At 56.7% G+C, this 19,809-nt stretch carries 20 protein-coding genes and 1 riboswitch; of the genes, 3 read left to right on the top strand and 17 right to left on the bottom strand.

The window, feature by feature from the left end; genetic code table 11:
• Positions 1–88: 88 nt before the first annotated feature.
• Genes EOL86_00680 through EOL86_00665 form a run of 4 tightly spaced genes read right to left on the bottom strand, consistent with a single transcriptional unit; the run spans position 89 to position 3,979 of the window.
• On the bottom strand, positions 89–946 hold the full coding sequence (locus EOL86_00680; GenBank protein ID NCD24094.1) for an ABC transporter permease: 858 nt from the start codon (positions 944–946) through the stop codon (positions 89–91).
• A complete protein-coding gene (locus EOL86_00675; GenBank protein NCD24093.1) occupies positions 943–1,779 on the bottom strand; it encodes an ABC transporter permease in 837 nt (278 codons plus the stop codon). Before EOL86_00675 ends, EOL86_00680 begins: the two co-directional genes overlap by 4 nt.
• Entirely contained in the window at positions 1,776–2,867 is a 1,092-nt protein-coding gene (locus tag EOL86_00670; protein ID NCD24092.1) for an ABC transporter ATP-binding protein, read from the bottom strand. Before EOL86_00670 ends, EOL86_00675 begins: the two co-directional genes overlap by 4 nt.
• Before the next feature lie 56 nt (positions 2,868–2,923).
• Complete coding sequence (locus EOL86_00665; GenBank protein ID NCD24091.1) at positions 2,924–3,979, bottom strand: extracellular solute-binding protein; 1,056 nt, start codon at positions 3,977–3,979, stop codon at positions 2,924–2,926.
• A gap of 214 nt (positions 3,980–4,193) precedes the next feature.
• Between EOL86_00665 and EOL86_00660 the strand changes: the two genes are divergently transcribed.
• Positions 4,194–5,105: a hypothetical protein gene (locus EOL86_00660; GenBank protein NCD24090.1), complete on the top strand. Its 912-nt coding sequence runs from the start codon at positions 4,194–4,196 to the stop codon at positions 5,103–5,105.
• 58 nt (positions 5,106–5,163) lie between these two features.
• On the opposite strand, the gene EOL86_00655 is transcribed toward EOL86_00660, so the two are convergent.
• The 3 genes from EOL86_00655 to EOL86_00645 all read right to left on the bottom strand — a co-directional run bounded on the left by EOL86_00655 (position 5,164) and on the right by EOL86_00645 (position 8,090).
• Positions 5,164–5,613, bottom strand: a complete 450-nt coding sequence (locus EOL86_00655) for a hypothetical protein (GenBank protein ID NCD24089.1) — start codon at positions 5,611–5,613, stop codon at positions 5,164–5,166.
• Between the two features lie 190 nt (positions 5,614–5,803).
• Positions 5,804–7,576: an ABC transporter ATP-binding protein gene (locus EOL86_00650; GenBank protein NCD24088.1), complete on the bottom strand. Its 1,773-nt coding sequence runs from the start codon at positions 7,574–7,576 to the stop codon at positions 5,804–5,806.
• 112 nt (positions 7,577–7,688) lie between these two features.
• Complete coding sequence (locus tag EOL86_00645; protein NCD24087.1) at positions 7,689–8,090, bottom strand: hypothetical protein; 402 nt, start codon at positions 8,088–8,090, stop codon at positions 7,689–7,691.
• Positions 8,091–8,300: 210 nt separating this feature from the next.
• A riboswitch (FMN riboswitch) is annotated at positions 8,301–8,449 on the top strand.
• Between the two features lie 68 nt (positions 8,450–8,517).
• Here EOL86_00645 and ribB point away from each other — a divergent pair.
• A complete protein-coding gene (gene ribB, locus EOL86_00640; protein ID NCD24086.1) occupies positions 8,518–9,171 on the top strand; it encodes a 3,4-dihydroxy-2-butanone-4-phosphate synthase in 654 nt (217 codons plus the stop codon).
• A gap of 73 nt (positions 9,172–9,244) precedes the next feature.
• Positions 9,245–9,709 carry a Cys-tRNA(Pro) deacylase gene (gene ybaK, locus EOL86_00635; GenBank protein NCD24085.1) on the top strand — a complete coding sequence of 155 codons (465 nt, stop codon included), beginning with the start codon at positions 9,245–9,247 and terminating at the stop codon, positions 9,707–9,709.
• Between the two features lie 122 nt (positions 9,710–9,831).
• Here ybaK and secF read toward each other — a convergent pair whose 3' ends face one another.
• The 10 genes from secF to EOL86_00585 all read right to left on the bottom strand — a co-directional run bounded on the left by secF (position 9,832) and on the right by EOL86_00585 (position 19,801).
• On the bottom strand, positions 9,832–10,911 hold the full coding sequence (secF, locus tag EOL86_00630) for a protein translocase subunit SecF (GenBank protein NCD24084.1): 1,080 nt from the start codon (positions 10,909–10,911) through the stop codon (positions 9,832–9,834).
• A 9-nt stretch (positions 10,912–10,920) separates the two neighbouring features.
• Positions 10,921–12,519, bottom strand: coding sequence for a protein translocase subunit SecD (gene secD, locus EOL86_00625; GenBank protein NCD24083.1), 1,599 nt, complete (start codon positions 12,517–12,519; stop codon positions 10,921–10,923).
• A gap of 134 nt (positions 12,520–12,653) precedes the next feature.
• Positions 12,654–13,013 carry a preprotein translocase subunit YajC gene (gene yajC / locus EOL86_00620; GenBank protein NCD24082.1) on the bottom strand — a complete coding sequence of 120 codons (360 nt, stop codon included), beginning with the start codon at positions 13,011–13,013 and terminating at the stop codon, positions 12,654–12,656.
• 69 nt (positions 13,014–13,082) lie between these two features.
• Entirely contained in the window at positions 13,083–14,519 is a 1,437-nt protein-coding gene (locus EOL86_00615; protein NCD24081.1) for a tetratricopeptide repeat protein, read from the bottom strand.
• The gene (gene nadE / locus EOL86_00610; protein ID NCD24080.1) at positions 14,513–15,412 is read right to left on the bottom strand and encodes an NAD(+) synthase; all 900 of its coding nucleotides are present in this window, start codon (positions 15,410–15,412) and stop codon (positions 14,513–14,515) included. Before nadE ends, EOL86_00615 begins: the two co-directional genes overlap by 7 nt.
• Before the next feature lie 8 nt (positions 15,413–15,420).
• Entirely contained in the window at positions 15,421–16,668 is a 1,248-nt protein-coding gene (locus EOL86_00605; protein ID NCD24079.1) for a transcription termination factor Rho, read from the bottom strand.
• A gap of 246 nt (positions 16,669–16,914) precedes the next feature.
• Positions 16,915–17,445, bottom strand: a complete 531-nt coding sequence (locus EOL86_00600; protein ID NCD24078.1) for a CarD family transcriptional regulator — start codon at positions 17,443–17,445, stop codon at positions 16,915–16,917.
• A 92-nt stretch (positions 17,446–17,537) separates the two neighbouring features.
• The gene (locus tag EOL86_00595) at positions 17,538–18,137 is read right to left on the bottom strand and encodes an aminoacyl-tRNA hydrolase (GenBank protein NCD24077.1); all 600 of its coding nucleotides are present in this window, start codon (positions 18,135–18,137) and stop codon (positions 17,538–17,540) included.
• Between the two features lie 85 nt (positions 18,138–18,222).
• Positions 18,223–18,813 (bottom strand): 50S ribosomal protein L25, encoded by a 591-nt coding sequence (locus EOL86_00590; GenBank protein ID NCD24076.1) that lies wholly within the window; start codon positions 18,811–18,813, stop codon positions 18,223–18,225.
• A gap of 46 nt (positions 18,814–18,859) precedes the next feature.
• Positions 18,860–19,801 (bottom strand): ribose-phosphate pyrophosphokinase, encoded by a 942-nt coding sequence (locus EOL86_00585; protein NCD24075.1) that lies wholly within the window; start codon positions 19,799–19,801, stop codon positions 18,860–18,862.
• Positions 19,802–19,809: the final 8 nt, after the last annotated feature.

The raw sequence follows: 19,809 nt of genomic DNA, 5'->3' as shown, positions 1-19,809 counted from the left end.
GGATTCACACGCCACGACGCGCGCCGCGGCGCAAGTCCATCCATCCTTGGACGAACGACATCTGGCCGACGCCTCGGAAGTGAACGCGTCAGTCCGTGCCCGCCCGGTCAAAATACAGATTGATCAAGGCCAGACAGAAGGTGCCGACGATCAACAGCAACGAGATGGCGTTGATGACCGGCGTGGAGCCGTCGCGGACCTGCAGGTACAGATTGATGGGCAGGGTTGGTTGGGAACCGACCAAAAAAAGCGTGGTGTTGAAATTTTCGAAACTCATCAAAAAAGCCACGGCTCCCGAGCCAATGATGGAACTCCGCAAATACCGCAGGGTAATATACCAGATCACCTGAAACCGGGTCGCGCCCAAATTGAGAGCCGCCTCCTCCAGGGCTGGATCGAATTTGCGCAGCTTGGCCGAGACCACCAAACAGACAAAGGTCGTGATGAACGAAAACTGCCCCAGAATCACCAGCCAGAAACTGGGCCGGAAAACCTCCAGATCCAACCCCAGGTAGTCCTCGAAAAACACTCCGGCCGTGTTGGCGCCAAGCAAAATGGAAATGCCCAGAATCACCCCGGGGATGACCAGGGGCGCAAGCATCAGAAAATACAAAAGGCCCTTGCCCCAAAATGTTTCCTGTTCGAACAAAAAAGCCGCGCAGACCCCAACCAGCACGCACAAGACCGATACCCAGGCCGCGGTTTGCAGACTGACCTTGAGGGCGCGCAAATTGTCCGCGTCCTCGAAAATCCCCACCCGCTCCGGGCCGGCCGCGAAAAACCAATCCACGCTGAATCCGTTCCAGGGCAGGGATGGAAAATTCGAGTCATTGAAGGCCAGGACACAGGTCACCGCCAGGGGCGCGAACAAAAAAATAAAATACAGGGCAATGAAAAGCCCGAAGGACCAGTCATACCGCCTGGATCTGGGCAGGCCACGGATCATGACGCCACCTCGCCCAGCTTTTGTCCGGACAGTTTGAGCCCGCCCCAGATGATGCCGGAGCTTAAAACCAGCAGCAAAAATCCAAAGGCGGCACCCTGGTTCCAGTTGAAGCTGGCGATGAACTGATTGTAAATTTGCTCCGTGAACCACAGGGAATTCTTGCCGCCCATCAGATTCGGGGTCAGATAATTTCCCAGAACCAACATGAAAACCACGATGGAGCCCGAGGTAATGCCCGATTTGCAATGCGGGATGATGATCGACCACCAAATCACCGGCTTGCTCGCGCCCAAATCGTGGGCGGCCTCGATCAGGCTGTCGTCCAGGCCTTCCATGACCGAGACCAGCGGCACGACCATGAACAGCATCGAGGTATAAACCAAACCCATGATCATGGTGGCGTCATTGTAGAGCATCTCGACGGGGGCGTGCGCCAGCCCTGTTTTGAGCAAAAAATAATTGATCACTCCGGACTCGCGCAGCAAAATCATCCAGCCATAGACCCGGACCAGCTCGCTGACCCAAAACGGCAGCAGCAAAAGGACCATGAAAAAACCGCGCACTCCCGGACGGGCCAGCTTGGTGACGTAAAAGGCCACGGGCAGGGACAGGATCAGGGTCAAAAACGTGGTCACGATGGAATACAAAGCCGTGCGCACGAATGTGTTCCAATAGATGGGCTCGGTGAAAAACGTGATGTAGTTGGCCAGGGTCCAGGCGCCGTCGGCGCGAAAACTGAGGATCAGAAGATCCAGATGCGGCAGGAGGATGAGCAAAAAAAGCCACAGCAAAACCGGAGTCAGGAAAAACCAGAACGTGGCGCGCATCCTCATGCCTCGTCTCCCCGGTGCTCGAAGGCGATGCCGGACTGGGGATGCCATCCAATATCGATGACCGCACCCGGAACAATATGATCGAAGGACCGATTCTGGGGCAAGGCCACCAGCAATTCATGACCAGAAGCAGTGATGGTCAGCAAACGGCTGTTGGCGCCATCGAAAAGCACGGCCTTGACCGTGACCGGAAAGCGATTCAGCCCAGGAGCCGGGGCGGGCTCGATCCGCATGGCCTCGGGCCGCAAAAAAAGCATGGCCTGCTGCCCGGATGTCATCCCAGGACGAAACCGGGACCGAAAGACAAAGCCTTCCGTGGTCCGGATCTCGGCCACGTCTCCGTCCAGGCCCCGCACCTCCCCGAGCCAGCGGTTGGTGTCGCCGACAAAACCCGCGACAAAGGGCGTGCACGGATCGGAGTACAACTCGCGCGGCGTGCCAACCTGCTCGAAACGTCCCTTGTTCATCACCGCCACCCGGTCGGACATGACCAGGGCCTCGGACTGGTCGTGGGTGATATAGACAAAGGTGGTTCCGATCTTGGCCTGGAGTTTCTTGAGTTCGACCTTCATCTGTTCGCGCAACTTCAAATCCAGGGCCCCCAAGGGCTCGTCCAGCAGCAACACGGTGGGCTCCAGAACCAGACACCGGGCAATGGCCACGCGCTGCCTTTGGCCTCCGGATAATTGCTGAACACGCTTGCCCCCAAAACCAGGCAGATCGACCCGTTCCAGGATCTCATCGGTGCGGCGGCGAATCTCGGCCGAGGACAGACCCCGCCGTTTCAGGTCAAAGGCGATGTTCCCGGCCACGTCCATCATGGGAAACAGGGCCAGGTGCTGGAAGACCAAGTTAACCGGCCGTTTGTTGGGGGCCACGCCCTGCATGTCCCGCCCGCTGATGGCGATGGTTCCACTGGTTTGCGTCTCGAACCCGGCGATCATCCGCAACAACGTGGTCTTGCCACAACCCGAAGGACCGAGAATGGAAAAAAACGACCCTTTGGGCACCTCGAAGGACACATCGTCCACGGCCAGAAAGGTTCCGAATTGCTTGACCAGATGCGTGATGGCCAGATCGACGTCCATGGTTCTCCCAAAAAGTTGTGGCCGGGAACAGCTCCCGGCCATTGACGAAAAGCACGCTATTTCGATGCCTTGACTTTGTCCAGCACCTTGCCTTCCAGGGCTTCGAGCTTGGCTGGAACCGGTGGGTACCATTTGATGTTGTCAATCACCGCCTGCGGAAAGGATCGTTCGAAATGCGCCTGAAAAGCCGGATCGATAAATTTGCCCGCGTCCCTGGAGGCCGTGGGCGTCTTTTCGGCACTGGTGAACAGCGCGGCGTGTTCGGGCTTCATCATGAAATTGATCCATTTGTAGGCGGCATCCACATTCTTGGCCTTGGCCGGAATGGCAAACGTGTCGATCCAGCCCAGGGCGCCTTCAACAGGGGCCACGAAATCCAAATCCTTGTTCTCGTCGTGCAGCTTCCACCCACCATTGTCCCAGGCCTCGGCCACGGTCACCTCGCCGGAACGGACGGACTCCAAGAGCTGATCGCCATTGGCCCAGTAATTCTTGACCAAGGGCTTGGCCTTGATCAACTCCGCCTCGACCTTCATCAACATCTCGGCATACCCTTTCTCATCGGCATACAGCGCGAAGGGATCGTACCCGAGCGCGAAGGCCAGGCCGATGATCACGGGACGCTTCAGACGGTAGCTGACGCGGCCCTTGTACCGGGGATCGACGAGCGCCTTCCAGGATGTCGCGCCCTGGGCCTTGGCCGCGTTGACGACCAGACCCGAAGTACCCCAACAAAACGGCACGGCATGGGACTGGGCCTTGACCACGGTGTTCTTCTTGACCGCGTCGAGCATGGACGGAATGAATAAATTCGTGTCGATCTTGGAGTAGTCGATGGGCTGGTAGATACCGAACGCCTCTTGTACCGAGGAAATACGATCCTGGCTGGGTTGGGCCAGATCAAAGCCGGCGCCGCGCGTGGCCCGCAGCTTGGCGATCATCTCTTCGTTGTTGGAATAGGTCACTTCGACAGTGATCCCGGTTTCCTTTTGAAATTTGTCCACCAATTCCTTTGGCGCGTACCCTTTCCAGGTCAAGAGCTGCAGGGTTTCGGCCATGACCGGGGTCGAAGCCAGCACCAACAACGCCGCCAACACAATCATTTTTTTCATGCGACAACTCTCCTTTTGGATGGTGAAAGACATGGAGGCAAAATCACGTATCATTGGCGTAAATGCATGACAAGAACGTGACAAAAGCGTGACCACATCGTCCAGGAAACGAGCCGTGCCGGCGTTTCGCGAGCAGCTCCGAAAAATTGGCCTGAAAACTGCTTGTCATTTGTGGGCACACACTATCGACAGTTTTTTGACACGGAGACCGCGCATGACCTTGATTGATCCCCTGCACTTGATGACCCTCATGGGCACGGCCCCGGACCGAAGCAACCGCGCTCTCGCCGGCACAAGCCAAAAAGCCGGCGGATTTCAGCGCCAGATCCAAAACGCCATGTCGCAATCCGACAGGGACGTCCTGGAAAATCTACAAGGGTCGGGAATGGAAAACACGCTCATGCGTGACGCCCTGAATGGGCTGTCCAGCCTCGTGAGCTTGCGGAGCAAAATTTCCAGCAAGGCATCACGGAGTCAACAATCAGCCCACCAGGGCGTGGGCAGCCTGTCCGCGCGATTCGAGTCCGGAACCCAGGGCGTGAACGCCATCGGCTATGACCGAACGGGCGGCACGTCCTATGGCACATATCAAATCGCGTCGAAACCCGGCACCATGGGGCGGTTCATTGAATATCTGGAAGAGCGGGAGCCCTCTTGGGCGGCCAAGCTCAAGGCGGCCGGGCCGGCCAACACCGGCTCCCGAAAGGGTCGCATGCCCGAGGCATGGGCGGCCATCGCCAAGGAAGACCCGGATCGATTTGGACAAATCCAGCGAGAGTTCGTCGACGCCACGCACTACGAACCGGCCCGCCAAAAAATTTTGGCCAAAACCGGCGTGGACATGGACACCTTGCCCAAGGCGGCCCAGGAAGCCCTATGGAGCACGTCGGTCCAGCACGGTCCGGCCGGAGCTGCCGGAATTTTTGGCCGGATCATCAGCTCCATCAAGGGCACGCACTCGGGTACCGCTTTCGCGCAACAGCTCATCAACAACGTGTACGATGATCGCAAGGAGCATTTCGGGTCGTCGACAGCCTCGGTTCAGGCCAGCGTGCGGGGGAGGATGAACGCGGAAAAGGAGATGGTCCTGGCCATGCTCGGGGAACGGGACCGGCAAACGGCGTAGACAGGGGCGAATGCCCTTTTGGTCAACATCGGGCATGCGCCCCCTGCCAATGGATGCACTAAATCCGAAAACGCAGAATGCCGACTTTCGTGGCCGGCCTTTCCTCGAACCGACTTTTGAAAACCAACTTGTTGTCCCTGTAAAAAGCAAGCACCCGGTCAACAATTTTCTCGGCGTCCCGCCTTTCGATCCTGCCCGTGTAGGTCCGCTCGACAATGTCGACGCCCATGTCGCGGGTTATTCTGTTGTGTAGAAAAAGCATCAACGCCGTGCCTTCAGCTCCGAGAAACGTGGTCGGCGCGAAAATTTTCTTTTTGCTTTTGACTGTCACGCCCTCGTCGTTGATATCCACATCAACGTAATTCTTTCCAATAATGACCACGCCATGGTCCTTGACCTCCGTGCTGGCGTGGACCGTTCTGAATGAACACGCCAGGGATACGACCACGAGCATTGCCACGGACAAAAAACACCATGCCCATTTCTGTTTTTCAATCGCCACGTCCATAACGCCTCCTTGTCTCTGCAAATCCATTTTTCCCGGACAAAAATCCGAATTTTCCAGACTCCCCAATCCCGCCTGAACCATGCAATACCAATCTGGCTCAACGAGAAAAAGAACAAATCAAAAAAATTCAGCTGGCCTTCCCCATGCGCCGCGCGGGGAACTCCAACATCAAGCAAGAATCGCGCCCCGGCTACAGACCGCTCTGCACCCGCCACAGTCCCGCGTAAACACCGCCGGCGTCCACCAAACCCGCGTGCGTTCCGCGCTCGACAATGACGCCATCGACAACAACAACGATTTCGTCGCAATGCCGGACCGTGGACAAACGATGGGCAATGGCCAGTGTGATGCGGCCATCACGGAGCGATTTGAGATTACTTTGGATGACTTCCTCGGTCCGGGTATCCACGCTGGACGTTGCCTCGTCCAAAATCAAAAATTCCGGAGCGCGCAAAATGGCCCGGGCCAGGGAAATTCGCTGCCGCTGACCGCCAGACAACTTCAGTCCCCGGTCTCCGACCATCGTGGCATAGCCATGGGGCAAGGCCGCGATGAACTCGTGGGCTCCAGCCATGCGCGCGGCCTGGATGACGTCGGCTTCGACGGCCAGGGGCGAGCCCAGACGGATATTCTCGTCCACGCTGCCATGAAACAAATACGCGTCCTGGGAAACATATCCGATGCGGCGCCTCCAGGAATCCAGGGCGATATCGGACAAGGGGACTCCATTGACCACGATCTCCCCTTCGGTGGGGTCAAAATAGCGGAGCATGAGCTTGGCAAGGGAACTCTTGCCAGCACCCGTCGGCCCAACCACGCCCAAGACCCGTCCCCGTTCCAAGGAAAGGGAAATACCACACAAAACACGATCTCGATCGGGATAGGCAAAAGAAACGTCATGGACGTCCACCCGCTCCAAGTCTCCGGCGAGCTCCCTGGATCCAGGACGGTCGCGAACCACGGGATTGGTGTCAAAAATCTCGTTGATACGCAGCGCCGAAGCCTCGGACTGCTGGATCTGATTGATGAGCATGCCAAAAATGAACAGCGGCAGGACAAGGCGCATGGCCATGAGCACAAACGTCGTGAAATCCCCCAGGCTCGGGCCGGTGCCCGTCAGGGTCATCCACCCGCCCAGGCCGATCAAAAGGCCGTAGCCCACGCCAGCCACCCCGTACAACAGGGGAATGAAACGGGCACGCTCCTTGGCCGCGCGCATGGCCGCGTCGCGATACTCGGCGGAGCACTGACGGATACGCTCTGTCTGGTGACTCTGGGCTGAATACGCCTGGATAACCGGCATGCCCTGGACGTTGTTTTCAAGAACGGCATTGATTTCGCCCACGGACCGCCTTGCCTCGCGGTAGCGCGGGGCGACACGGGTGGCGAAAAAGCGCACGGCCCAAACCGCCAGGGGCATGGGCGCCATCAACAATACGGCCAAATGCCAATCGAGCCAGAAAAGGATGCCGTACACACCGGAGAACGTGATGACCAGGCGGACGATGCTGGTCAAGGTGTCGGAGAAAAACCGTTCCAGATTGTCCACGTCCCCGGCCAGGACAGCCATGATGTCTCCAGTCTGGCGGGACTCGAAATAGGATACATCGAGTTTCTGGACGTGGGCATAAAGGGCCACCCGGAGCTCGTGCCTGATCTTCTGGGCCACGGTGTCCAGACAGTAATCGCTCAGGCTTTGGAAAAGGGCCAGACCGGCAAAAGTGGCCAGGACAAGCAGGCCGGCCCAGACAAACTCGGTCCGAGCCAGATCCTGCCCATCCCGGATGGCGCGGGTCACGGTATCGACGACCTGGCCTACCACGATCATGGGCAGCAAATCAAAAAAACGCGCGCCGGCATTGGCCGCCAATCCAAGCACGACCAAAGAGCCGTGTGGCCGGGCAAACCGCGTCAAACGCCACAGAGCGCGCCCCATGACCGAAACGGATGGTTTGTCTTTCATTTTTCACACGACCCTGGCAAACAGTCTCCGCCTGGATACATCAACGGTGATCAGAGCATGGCATGGGCGCCACCAAGGAGGGAAATTCGACGAAACGCCAATCCGGTCGGGATTATTTCCCCGGAGCGCAGCGCAGATTGCGGATACCGTCGTGAAACAAAACCTCCATGGTGTTCGCCGCGATCATTTTTTGGACATGTCCAAGACCAAAAGTAGGGTGGTCGATGACGTCCCCGGCCTTGAAGGAAAAGGTCATGGCATAGGGTTGGGGAACGCTTCCGGCCACGTTCTTCTCCCAGACCGCCTCCACGGCGGCGCTTTGCCTGCGTTGGGCCGCCGCGGACTGCCCCTTCGGAGCCCGAGGAGTCGTGGTCTTGGGCTTGGCCTTGGGAGCGGGCGTGGCCGATTGGAAAGCATGTCGGCCTCCACACACCTTGCATTCCACCTTGGCGATCTTGTCACCATCCATGACCACGACATGGTGGTCGGTGACAGTCTTGCATCGTTTACACATGGACTCCACGGAACTACCGGCCTGTATTTGTTTTTGGGACATCGAGGATCCTTGGGATGAGAGGTCTGGAAAAAAAAGCCACAAGGATATCCTTGTGGCGCTGCATTTCTGTTTTTCTATCTTGTTCCCGGTCAATAGGCAACGCCGGAATACCCACCGGAATGGACGGCAACAAATTCTTGACAGGTAATATGTGGCCGCGCATGGTGCCCTGATTCTCAGGGCGGGGTGAAATTCCCCACCGGCGGTATCCCGCTTCGCGGCGGGGAGCCCGCGAGCGCTTCCGGATGTCCGGAAGGTCAGCAGACCTGGTGCGAGGCCAGGGCCGACGGTAACAGTCCGGATGGAAGAGAAGACGGCCACCGTTCATGAACTGGACGGTTCTTTGTGGCCGCGCCCTGATTCACGTCACGACAGGAGTACCACCGTGAATCAGACCAGCCTTTTTGATCAGCTCTCCCCCCTCGACCGGGTCGAACGCGCCCTTGCCTCCCTTCGGAATGGTCGCGGAGTCTTGGTGACCGACAACGAAAACCGGGAAAACGAGGGCGACCTCGTTTTTCCAGCCCAAACCCTGACCGCGACACAAATGGCCATGCTCATCCGCGAATGCAGCGGGATCGTCTGTTTGTGCCTGCCCGAGTCCAAAACCCAAGCCCTGGGTCTGACGCCCATGGTCGCGACCAATTCCAGCCGCTATCAAACCGCGTTCACGGTCAGCATCGAGGCCGCCCAGGGCGTGACCACCGGAGTCTCGGCGACGGACCGGGTCCGAACCGTGCATGCCGCCATCGCCGATGACGCCACCCCCGCCGATTTACACCGTCCCGGACATGTCTTTCCCCTGCAAGCCAGGCCCGGTGGAGTCCTGGAACGCGAGGGACATACCGAAGCGACCGTGGATCTCATGCGTCTGGCCGGACTCAAACCGTACGGGGTGCTGTGCGAAGTAACCAACCCCGACGGAACCATGGCCCGCATGCCCGAAATTCTGGAATTTTCCAGGCGTCACGACATTCCCGTGGTGACCATCGACGACCTAAAGGACTACATCCAGAACACAGCCAGGGTTGCCGTATAATTCCCGTTGGACGTCGTCGCCAGACGACGCCCAGCCCTGGACATTTGCCCCGCCTCTTTGTAGCCGCACGTCCATGACCCCAGCAATCAATGCCGCCAAAAAAGGTAAAATCACGTTCACTGTCCATGAGTATCCACATAACCCGGACTGTGTCGCCTACGGTCTTGAAGCCGCGGAAAAATTGCATGTTCCACCCGGCAGAATCTTCAAGACATTGGTCGTCGACGCCGGGGGCGAGTTGGTCGTCGCCCTTGTGCCGGTCAATGCCATGCTCGCCTTGAAGCACATCGCCAAGGCCGCTGGGAGCAAAAAGGCGATCATGGCCGAGGCGACGCTCGTCGAACGGTCCACCGGCTATGTTCTGGGCGGGGTTAGTCCCTTGGGACAAAAAAAACGTCTGCGGACCTTCATCGACGCCACGGCGCTCACCTACCCCACCATCCATGTCAGCGCGGGACGAAGAGGCGTGGAAATCGAGCTCGCGCCACACGATCTCGCCCGCTTGATCAACGCCAAATTTGCCGACCTGCGTCAGTAGCGGCAGCACCCACGAACAGGCCTTCCCGAGCGCCACGCTCAAGACGATCTATCCGACTCGAATAAAAAAAAAAAAAAAGCCCCCGCCAAAAAGCGGGGGCCGTGAACGGGCAACGAAAAACCTCAAGCCTCGGCTTGGACGGTCTTGGGCGCGGGCTCGTCGTCGATCCGCGGGTTAAAGGCACGCAGTATCGGAGATGCCACGAAAATAGAGGAATACGTTCCCGCCACGATTCCCAGTATCATGACCAGGCAAAAATCCTGGATCACGGCTCCGCCCAAAACATACAAGGCCGAAACCGCGATCAGGGTCGTGCCACCGGTGATGATGGTCCGGGACAGGGTTTGATTCACGGACCGGTTGATAATTTGATCCAGGGACGGGGAAAGCTTGGTCCGCATGTTTTCGCGGATACGGTCGTAGATGATGATCGTATCATTCAGGGAATAACCGACAATGGTCAGCAGGGCCGCGATGATGGTCAAATCCACTTCCTTGTTCAGCAAGGAAAATATCCCAAGCGGGATCATGACATCATGGATCAGGGCGACCATCGCTCCCAGGGCATATTTCAATCGCAGCACGGCGCAAAGAACCAGGGTGGCCAGGGTGGCCGCGATGACGGACATGCTCATGGGGGCGTGCAGTAATTCCAAGACATAAACCACGGCCGACAGCGCCGCGGCCATGAGCCCGGCCACCATCCACCGCTGTTCGAAGCGACCGGAAATATACGTGGCAATAAGGAGAATCGCGTAAAAAATCGCCTGTAAAGCCTTTTCCCGCAAGTCAGCTCCGACCTTGGGGCCAACCATTTCCAGGCGCTGGATCTCGTGCCCCACTCCAGAAAAACTCGCGTTCAAACTCTGGGCGACGACATCGCGGATCTCATTGGCCGTGGCCGAGGACATCGCGGCCCGTATCAAGACCTCGTGCGCATCGGCATCCCCAAAATTCTGAACCACGAGGCCGGGCAGAGCCGGAGAATCCAAGGCAACGCGCAAGGCGTCCAATTCGACGCCCTGGTTGAACTTGACCTGGATATTGATGCCGCCAGCGAAATCGACCCCGTAGCGAGGACCGCCCTTGAACAGCAACGAAAACACGCCGATAAGCAACAAAATCGCAGACAACGCGTACGCGTACTTGCGTATTCCCACGAAATCATAATTCGTGTCGTGCCGGATGAGTTCAAAAGACATGACCGCTCCTTAAATGCTCGGTTGCGTACCCGGCTGACGACGAGCCAGCCAAGCGTCGAAAAAGATCCGCGACACGAAAATCGCCGTGAACATGGAAGCCAGGATGCCCAAGGTCAGAGTCACCGCGAATCCGCGCACCGGCCCGGTGCCGAACTGGTATAAAATCACGGCCGCGATGATCGTGGTCAGATTGGAATCAAAAATGGTCAGCGTGGCCCGCTCGAAGCCGTCCCGGATGGCGGCGCCAATCGCCGCGCCGGAGCGCAGCTCCTCCCGGATCCGCTCGTAAATGAGCACGTTGGCATCCACGGCCATGCCGATGGTCAAGATAATGCCCGCGATGCCCGGCAGGGTGAGGGTGGCCCCGAAAGCGGCCATGCCAGCCAAAATCAACGCCATGTCCAAGACCACCTCGAACGCGGCGATCAAACCGGCGCGACGGTAGTAAATGCTCATGAACAGCAGCACCGCGATGCCGCCCACGGCCGCGGCGAACATCCCCTTTTCAATGGACTCTTGGCCCAGGGAAGGACCGACGGTGCGTTCCTCCAGAATGGTCACCGGCGCCGGCAAGGAGCCGGCCCGCAGCACCACGGCCAGATCGTGGGCCTCCTCGGTCGTGAACTGACCGGTGATGGAGGCGCGACCACCGGAAATCCGGTCCTGGATGACCGGGGCGGAATGCACCTTGCCGTCAAGCACGATGGCCAAGCGCTTCTTGACGTTCGAGCCTGTCACTTCCTCGAAAATCCGAGCGCCCCGGGCGTTGAAAGTCATGCCCACATAGGCCTGTCCGTAGGAATCAAACTGCACATTGGCGTCGGTGATGTATTCACCGGTCAGGACGACTTCGGAGCGCAGCATGATGGGAGTCTTGATTTCCGCGCCTTCCGGAGTTTTATCGTACAGATAGGCCAATTCACTGTCCAAGGGTGCGATACCCTTGGCCAGGGTCTGTGCGTCGGCGGTTTCATCGACAAGCTTGAATTCCAGATGCGCGGTGCGGCCAATGATGCTGATGGCGCGCTTTGGATCGGCCAGGCCCGGCAGCTGGATTATGATCCTATTGCCCTGCTGCTTGCGGATATCCGGCTCGGCCACCCCGAATTGGTCCACCCGATTACGGATCGTCTTCAATGCCTGATCCATGGTCAAGGTCTCGATGGTCTTCACGTAGTCAGGCGTCGGTTCGAGAAGGTAACGCAACTGGCCGTTGCCCTGTTCGTCACGGGCAACAACCCGCATTTGCGAAAATCGCGAGGAGAGCAATGCATCCAGCTCGGCACGCTGATCGGCCTTGACCAAAACAAATTCAAGCTTGGTCTTGCCTTGAAGACGGGGCCGAAACAGAGCGATTTTCTTCTCCCGGGCCTCGACACGCAAATCCTGACCATAACTGGTAATGGCATTGGACAAGGCCGTGTCCAGATCCACGCCCAGAGTCAAATGGATGCCGCCCTTCAGATCAAGGCCCAGATTGATTTCAGCGTCCGGCAAAACCACGCCCAGGGGCGAAGTACGGACAGCGGGAATCGAGGGCAAAATGTAAGCAAGGGCCAAAAGCACCACCATGGCGGCCACTATCGCCCTCCAACGCAAACTCCCCATGTCTCTTCTTCCTTATCCCAGCAAACAGGTTGAAGCATGACCGCGTCGCCGAGACCAATCATGCCCGAAATACGCAAAACAAGGCCTGCCCCAGTTCTCGAGACAGGCCCGCCGTATCCGCTGCTTCGGTCGTCTTATTTCTTCTTGTCCTTATCCTTGGCCTTGCTGGCGTCGCCATTAAGCACCGCGGAAATAAAACTCCGTCCGACCTGAACGTGGACATCGTTTCCCAAGTCAACGGTCAACATGTCGTCCTTGGCCTCGACCACGCGGCCGTACAGCCCCCCGGCGGTGACGACACGATCCCCACGACCAAGATTGTCCAACATCATCTTGTGCTCTTTCTGTTTTTTTTGCTGCGGCCGAATGAGCAAAAAATAAAAAATCACGAACATAAGGATGAGGGGCATGAACGACATCAGGGGATTTCCAGGCTGTCCGCCGGCGACCCCTCCGGCCTGCCCCATGGCATGGGCAAAATTTTCAAAAAACATGAGTTCCTCCAATAATGTATGCGTGGTGTCCACGAACTCGCTACCCTGTAGCAGGTTGAAATTCAAGGGCTAGCCAGCCTTGCCTTCGAGAATGTTCCGGTACTCCGCGATTTCATCGCGCAAGTCGTCGATAGTCTCGTGCTGGCTGTCGCTTTGGGCCATGGATTCCGCCCGTTGCAAATGGTACTCGTATTTCCGAAACTTTCGCGTGTACGCAAAAGCCCTGGCAAACGACACATGGGCGTCGAAATGCCGGCCAGCGGCAGCTTGATAACGCCCAAGATGTTCAAGCACCTCGGAATCGCGCGGAACATCCTTCAAAACACGTTGCATGGCCGTGATACTGGCGGCGAAATCGCCCTGTTCGGCCAAGGCCCGGGCATAAAAAAACAAAGCGAACAAATCATCCGGGACCTCGCGCACGGCGGTCCGCAAAGCTTCCGCCGCCACGTCGAGCTTCCCGTACTCAAAGGAAAATCGGCCATATTCGCGTTGCCAGAGGGGATCCCGCCCATTGCAGGCCAAGGCTTGTTGAAATTCCATCTTGGCTTTTTCGCTTTGCCCAAGGCGGCTGTGCGCGATGGCCAAACCCAGGCTGGCCAGGCATTCGGGAAATTTACCCTTGGAGGAAAACGTGGCCAGGGCGGTATTTGGATCTGCATACCACGCCAAGACCAAGGCTTGCACCCGAGTAAAGGCACTGTTGTCGGTATGACGACGGCGAATGTCCTGGGGCAGACGAGCCACACGCTCCTGCATGTAGCCAACGCGTTCATCCATGCCTGGATGCGTGGCCAGATAAGACGGCACGGCCCCGCCACCTCCGAGCCACTGGAGTTTGCGCATCCGCTCGAAGGCGCTGGTCATGCCCATTGGGTTGAAGCCCGCGCCGACGAGAAACCCAAGCCCAAGCTGGTCCGCGTCTTCTTCATTGGCACGGGAATACTTGAGCGCCATCGCCTGGCCACCCGCCACGGATCCCATGATCAACGCCTCGGAAGCGTCGGAATCACCCTGGGTACCAATCAAGACCCCGGCCAACATGCCCAGCAACGATCCGGCCCCGATCAACTGACTTTTTTCAATGGACTTGGCGACATGGCGCTCCGAAACATGGGCCAGTTCGTGTGCCAGCACACTGGCCAACTCATCCTCGCTCCGCAGATTGGTGATCAAGCCCGTGAAAACCGTGATATGGCCAGCAGCCGAGGCAAAGGCGTTCATGGTCCCATCGCGCACCACGGTCACCTTGACGGGGAAGGGTTGGGGAGGCATGGCCTCGACCAGCCGATCAACCAACCCTTTGACGTAATTGACAATCAATCTGTCTTCAACAACGGGAAAACGCGATTCGATCAATAAATCGAACTTACGGGCCAAGTCGATCTCGTCGCGGATAGTGAATTCCCCAAACCCAGGCCAGCATCGGACCGGAGCGAGCAATACCACCACGCACACGGCGGAAACACAGCGAATCAACCAATCAGACTGTACGAATCTCAGCACACACTCCTCGGGTCAAACAGAACCGGTCCTCTCCGCTTGAAGCCGCTGCTCAGAAAACGTCGCACCGGGCCGCTTTGTTCCAAGGAGTCACGACGCGCTTGTTCCCCGGGAAGCAAACCCTGGGCATTCTCCTTGGACTTCAGGGAAAAGTATTCGACAAAAAGACGCTCCACCTCGGCGTAGGAGTCCACCTGCAGCTGATCAAGATCCGAGGCACTGATGCCCAAACCGTCTGTTGGCACGGCTTCGATAGCGGCCTCGAGAGGCCCTGGATTCGCCAGCTTGGCGCACAGTTGCCTCGCCAGTTCATATTCAACGCTTTTGGGAATGAGCTGAATGGGACTGATATCCCCGACATCGCCGTGCAAGGTCCAAAATCCTGTCAGCAATTCGTCCAACTGGTCCGTGGACAAAACACAACCATGATGAATCTGAGCGGTATGATACAGAAACATCATCCGGAGACGCGCCTTGATATTCCCCTCGGCCAAGGGCGTTGTCTTGAGGTGAACACTCTCAAAGGCACGGGATATCTCAGCATACAACGTGGAAAAATCCTGCATGGCTCCAACTTGCGTTCCAGCTGGCGGGCTGGCGTAAGCTTGGGCAACCATGGCTCCACGTTCGATTTCGGCGGGGGTGTTGGTGGCAATGGGCAGGCAAAAGCCCAGATAGGGGATACGACGCCAATGCAAAATCGCCGCGAGAAAGGAAGAATCAATACCCCCGGAAAGACCCATCACATATGTAGCCAATCCGGAATGGCGCAAGTAGGCGTCCAGTGAGTCCCCGATGGCGTCGAGCAGGGCGGGCGACGCCTTGAGAGATAACAGCTCAAGCCAAAGTCGGTAATCGGTGTCTTGAGGGCAATCCATCCGGAGCAAGGCGGCCATGCGATCTCCTATGAATTCATCATGTCGAGAAAATCTTTATTGCTCTTGGTACCGCGCATTTTATCCAGAAGAAAATCCATGCTGTCAATGGAGTTCATGGGGGCCATGATCCGACGCAGGATCCAGACCTTGTTGAGGACATCGGGGTCAAGGAGAAGTTCTTCTTTTCTGGTCCCCGATCGATTGAGATCAATGGCTGGAAAGACACGCTTATCCGACAGGTGCCGGTCCAGATAAATGTCAGCGTTGCCAGTTCCCTTGAATTCTTCGAAAATAACCTCGTCCATGCGGGAGCCTGTATCAATCAAGGCCGTGGAAATAATGGTCAGGCTGCCCCCCTCCTCGATATTGCGCGCCGCACCAAAAAACCGCTTGGGGCGCTGCAGGGCATTGGCGTCAAGGCCGCCGGACAGAACCCTTCCGGATGACGGAGTGGTGGCGTTGTAGGCGCGTCCCAGGCGGGTAATGGAATCAAGCAGGATGACCACATCCACCTTGCGCTCGACTAGGCGCTTGGCTTTTTCCAAAACCATTTCCGCGACCTGCACATGGCGTTGCGGCGGCTCGTCGAAGGTCGAGCTGATGACCTCGGCCCTGACCGTGCGTTCCATGTCCGTCACTTCCTCGGGGCGTTCGTCGATGAGCAGAACAATCAGGTACGCATCGGGATGGTTGATGCTGATGGAGTTGGCGATCGTCTGCAACAGCATGGTTTTACCGGTTCGCGGCGGCGCGACGATCAGGCCTCGCTGCCCCTTGCCGATGGGGGTCATCAGATCCATGATTCGAGCGGAATAATTCTTGTCCCCATTCTCCAGCCGGAATTGCGAGTCCGGGTAAATCGGGGTCAAATTATCGAATAAAACGATGCGCTTGGCTTCCTCGGGCTCGCGGAAGCAAATTTCCTTAACCCGCAGCAACGCAAAATACCGTTCACCTTCCTTGGGAGGCCGAATCTGACCGGAAATAACATCGCCGGTCCGCAAGCCGAAGCGTCTAATCTGCGAAGGAGAAACATAAATATCATCTGGCCCAGGCATGTAGCTATACATTGGTGACCGCAGAAAGCCAAAACCATCCGGCAGGATTTCAAGCACGCCTTCGCCAAAAATCGAACCATTCTGAGAGGCACAAGCCTGAAGCAAGGCAAATATAAGCTCTTGCTTGCGTAACCCGCTCATGTTTTCAATCTGATACTCACTGGCAATGTCCATGAGTTCAGACATGGTTTTGGTTTTCAATTCAGAAAGATTCATGTCAATTCCTCGCAACAATAAAATATGACCGTGGCCATGACGATGTGATTCGCAACAAGCGGACTTGAAGTGCTCTAATGCGGACAAAGAATCCGAATATAAAATTGGATAAATCGATTATGAGAACCCCTATAGGGCATCAATCAAGATATATTCGTGAAAACCGAGCTGAACTCGACCATGTGGTAGGAATTGCAAAGAGCCGTAATGGACGTTCAAGAAAAAAACAAGGGGGACATACCCCCTTCAATCAATATCTTCAGACGCGGAATCATCCTTTGCCTGTAAAATATCGGCAAAAAGGCTTTCAATGTCTTTTTTGACATCAGCCTGATCCTGATGCAGCGCGAAGGAAAGTTCAAGCGTGATCAACCCCATGGCCTGCTCCAAAAGCCTTCGCTCCCCAAAGGACAACTCCTTGTCCTTGCCGATGAGGATGAGCTCCTTGAGCACGTAGGCCACGTCGCGGAGATTGCTGCTCTTGAGTTTCTCCGAGTATTCGCGGTATCGACGGTTCCAATTCTGACCGGAATACCCCGTGAAATCGGAACGGTCCCGAAGGTAGGAACGGATTTCATCCGCTTGCTCGGGAGAATAGACACCACGCAGCCCTACATTCTTGGCATTTTTAACCGGAACCATCAGGGTGACATTGTTACTCAAGATGCGCACGATGATCAGCTCCGTGGCAACACCACCGATCTCCTGGGTCTCAATTCTTTCGACCTTACCGACCCCCTGAGCGGGATAGACGACAAGTTCATCAACTGAAAACACAAGCGACCTCCAGAAAAACGAAATCTAGCTGCATGGGAGAATTCATATAAATGAAAAACAGGCGGTAGTCCACTAAGACTCAAAAATGGTGTTTACGCTCGCGAATGAAGGCGTTCCATGGCGGCAGTCAGTCCCAAGGCACAATAATCCATGACCGCCATGACGCCAATCTCGAGTGCTTCGCGGACGAGCTCTCTTTCGGCGGGCGGAAATCCACGCAAAACATAGTCAACAACGGGCTCCTGAGTCGCGGGGCGGGAGATTCCCAGCCTCAAGCGAGCAAAATCCCGCGTTCCGAGATGAGCCGCGACGGACTTCAAGCCATTATGGCCCGCCAACCCTCCGGAAAATTTCAAACGGACCGTACCCAAGGGCAAGTCCAACTCGTCGTGCAGGACCAAAACCCTTGAGGCCTCGATCCCGTTCTTACGACATAACTCTCCCACGGCCTGACCGCTTAAATTCATGAAGGTCAGAGGTTTGGCGATTAGCCAACGCCTCCCCCCACAGGGCTCGGAGACCTCCCACAGGCAGGAGTTCCCCCGATTTTTGATCGGCGTGCATGAAACACCGGACAATCCCGCCCAACGATCAAGCAGGCAATCCACAAGCATGAACCCAAAATTATGCCGCGTGCGGGCATATTGCGTTCCCGGATTGCCCAAACCGACAATCAGGCCATCATATTTCATTGGAAGCCGTTGGACGCGAAATGTTCAGGAAAGAAAGAAGAAAGGCCCCGCAAGGCAGGGCCCGGAAGTTGTCTTGGAAAAGACGCTAAGCTTCTTCGCCAGCCTTGGCGCCACGGCCAGCCAGAACGGACATCACAACATAGTTGCGGTCGTAAACGGCGGACACGCCTTCGGGCAGAACCAACTGGTCGACAAAAATTTTGTCCCCAATACCCAGTTCGGTAATATCGACAACGATGGAATCAGGAATGATGGTAGGCAGACAACGAACCAAAACACGTTCCTGAAAAACTTCGAGCTTACCACCAAGAACCACGCCCTTGGCACGGCCAGTAACTTCAACCGGGATTGTGACCTGGACTTCCTTATCCAAATCAATACCCACGAAGTCAACATGATCGTAACGGCGCTTGACCGGATGGGAGACCAACTTCTTGAAGAGCGCGTTGCGCTTTTCCGTCTTGCCATCGATTTCGATCTGCAACTCAATCATCTTGGAGTAGCGGACTTTCTCGAAAGCCTTGCCCAAAGCCAGATTATCCACGGTAAACGAAATATTTTCGCCCTTGGAATTATAGAATACACCGGGGACAAAACCCTGGGCGCGCAGACGACCACAAGGGCCCTTGCCTCTTTCCTCGCGTTTTACGATCGTCAAACTAGTGACTTCAGACATGCTGTACTCCTTTATGCACCAACTAAAAATCAATTTCCGCCAGCTGCTAGCTGAAAAGAACGCTGACCGAAGATTCGGAATGGATATTGTGGATGGCCTTGGCAATAAGGCTGCCCACGGAAATCACCTTGAATTTGTCGCTGGCCGCCGCCTTGGAATTGAGCGGAATAGTATCCGTGACAATGACCTGGGAAAAAGCGGAACTCATCAGCCGCTCCACCGCAGGGCCAGACAAAACCGGATGCGTCGCGCAGGCGACCACATCCTCGGCTCCGTTTTCGGCCAACAGATTTCCTGCCTCGGTCATGGTGCCAGCAGTGTCGATCATGTCGTCGAGCACCACCGCGATTTTACCCTTGACGTCGCCAATCAATTGCATCGCGTGCGCGCGGTTGGGGCCTTCACGCCGCTTGTCGACGATAGCCAGCCCTACTCCGAGACGTTTGGCGTAGGCACGGGCACGCTCCGTGCCCCCAGCATCCGGCGAAACAATAATCAGATTGTCCCCAAGATTCTTGATATACTCCAAAATAACCTGAGCCGCGTACAGATTGTCCACGGGCCGATCAAAAAAGCCCTGAATCTGACCCGAGTGCAAATCAATGGTTAAAACCCGATCCACTCCGGCCACGGTGATGAAGTCGGCGACCATCTTGGCGCTGATCGGCACACGGGGCACGACCTTCCGATCCTGCCGGGCATAGCCAAAATATGGAACCACGGCCGTGACACGGCCCGCGCTGGCTCGCTTCAAGGCGTCCAGCATGAGGCAGAGCTCCATCAGGTTATGGTTGACCGGAGCACAGGTCGGTTGGACGACATAAACATCATCCCCCCGCACATTGTCACCCATCTCTATCCGGATCTCGCCGTCGCTAAAAACATCCACAAGCGACGGGGTAATCTTACACCCCAAATGATCACAGATTCGAGCAGCCAAGGCCGGATTAGCGGTACCTGTGACGATCTTCAGTTCACCCACTCGCATTGGACAAT

This window comes from Deltaproteobacteria bacterium (genome assembly GCA_009930495.1).
Lineage (GTDB): Bacteria > Desulfobacterota > Desulfovibrionia > Desulfovibrionales > Desulfomicrobiaceae > Desulfomicrobium.
The sequence above is the reverse complement of the archived record's forward strand: the minus strand, read 5'-3'. Positions and strand labels throughout refer to the sequence as shown.

Bases quoted from the DNA above. Each gene is read 5' to 3' on its own strand.
- yajC (NCD24082.1), bottom strand. From the start codon at position 13,013: ATGTTTTTTGAAAATTTTGCCCATGCCATGGGGCAGGCCGGAGGGGTC.
- EOL86_00655 (NCD24089.1), bottom strand. From the start codon at position 5,613: ATGGACGTGGCGATTGAAAAACAGAAATGGGCATGGTGTTTTTTGTCC.
- EOL86_00595 (NCD24077.1), bottom strand. From the start codon at position 18,137: ATGAAATATGATGGCCTGATTGTCGGTTTGGGCAATCCGGGAACGCAA.
- EOL86_00585 (NCD24075.1), bottom strand. From the start codon at position 19,801: ATGCGAGTGGGTGAACTGAAGATCGTCACAGGTACCGCTAATCCGGCC.
- EOL86_00680 (NCD24094.1), bottom strand. From the start codon at position 946: ATGATCCGTGGCCTGCCCAGATCCAGGCGGTATGACTGGTCCTTCGGG.
- EOL86_00650 (NCD24088.1), bottom strand. From the start codon at position 7,576: ATGAAAGACAAACCATCCGTTTCGGTCATGGGGCGCGCTCTGTGGCGT.
- EOL86_00665 (NCD24091.1), bottom strand. From the start codon at position 3,979: ATGAAAAAAATGATTGTGTTGGCGGCGTTGTTGGTGCTGGCTTCGACC.
- ybaK (NCD24085.1), top strand. From the start codon at position 9,245: ATGACCCCAGCAATCAATGCCGCCAAAAAAGGTAAAATCACGTTCACT.
- EOL86_00675 (NCD24093.1), bottom strand. From the start codon at position 1,779: ATGAGGATGCGCGCCACGTTCTGGTTTTTCCTGACTCCGGTTTTGCTG.
- EOL86_00645 (NCD24087.1), bottom strand. From the start codon at position 8,090: ATGTGTAAACGATGCAAGACTGTCACCGACCACCATGTCGTGGTCATG.
- EOL86_00605 (NCD24079.1), bottom strand. From the start codon at position 16,668: ATGAATCTTTCTGAATTGAAAACCAAAACCATGTCTGAACTCATGGAC.
- EOL86_00660 (NCD24090.1), top strand. From the start codon at position 4,194: ATGACCTTGATTGATCCCCTGCACTTGATGACCCTCATGGGCACGGCC.
- EOL86_00670 (NCD24092.1), bottom strand. From the start codon at position 2,867: ATGGACGTCGATCTGGCCATCACGCATCTGGTCAAGCAATTCGGAACC.
- secF (NCD24084.1), bottom strand. From the start codon at position 10,911: ATGTCTTTTGAACTCATCCGGCACGACACGAATTATGATTTCGTGGGA.
- secD (NCD24083.1), bottom strand. From the start codon at position 12,519: ATGGGGAGTTTGCGTTGGAGGGCGATAGTGGCCGCCATGGTGGTGCTT.
- EOL86_00590 (NCD24076.1), bottom strand. From the start codon at position 18,813: ATGTCTGAAGTCACTAGTTTGACGATCGTAAAACGCGAGGAAAGAGGC.
- nadE (NCD24080.1), bottom strand. From the start codon at position 15,412: ATGGCCGCCTTGCTCCGGATGGATTGCCCTCAAGACACCGATTACCGA.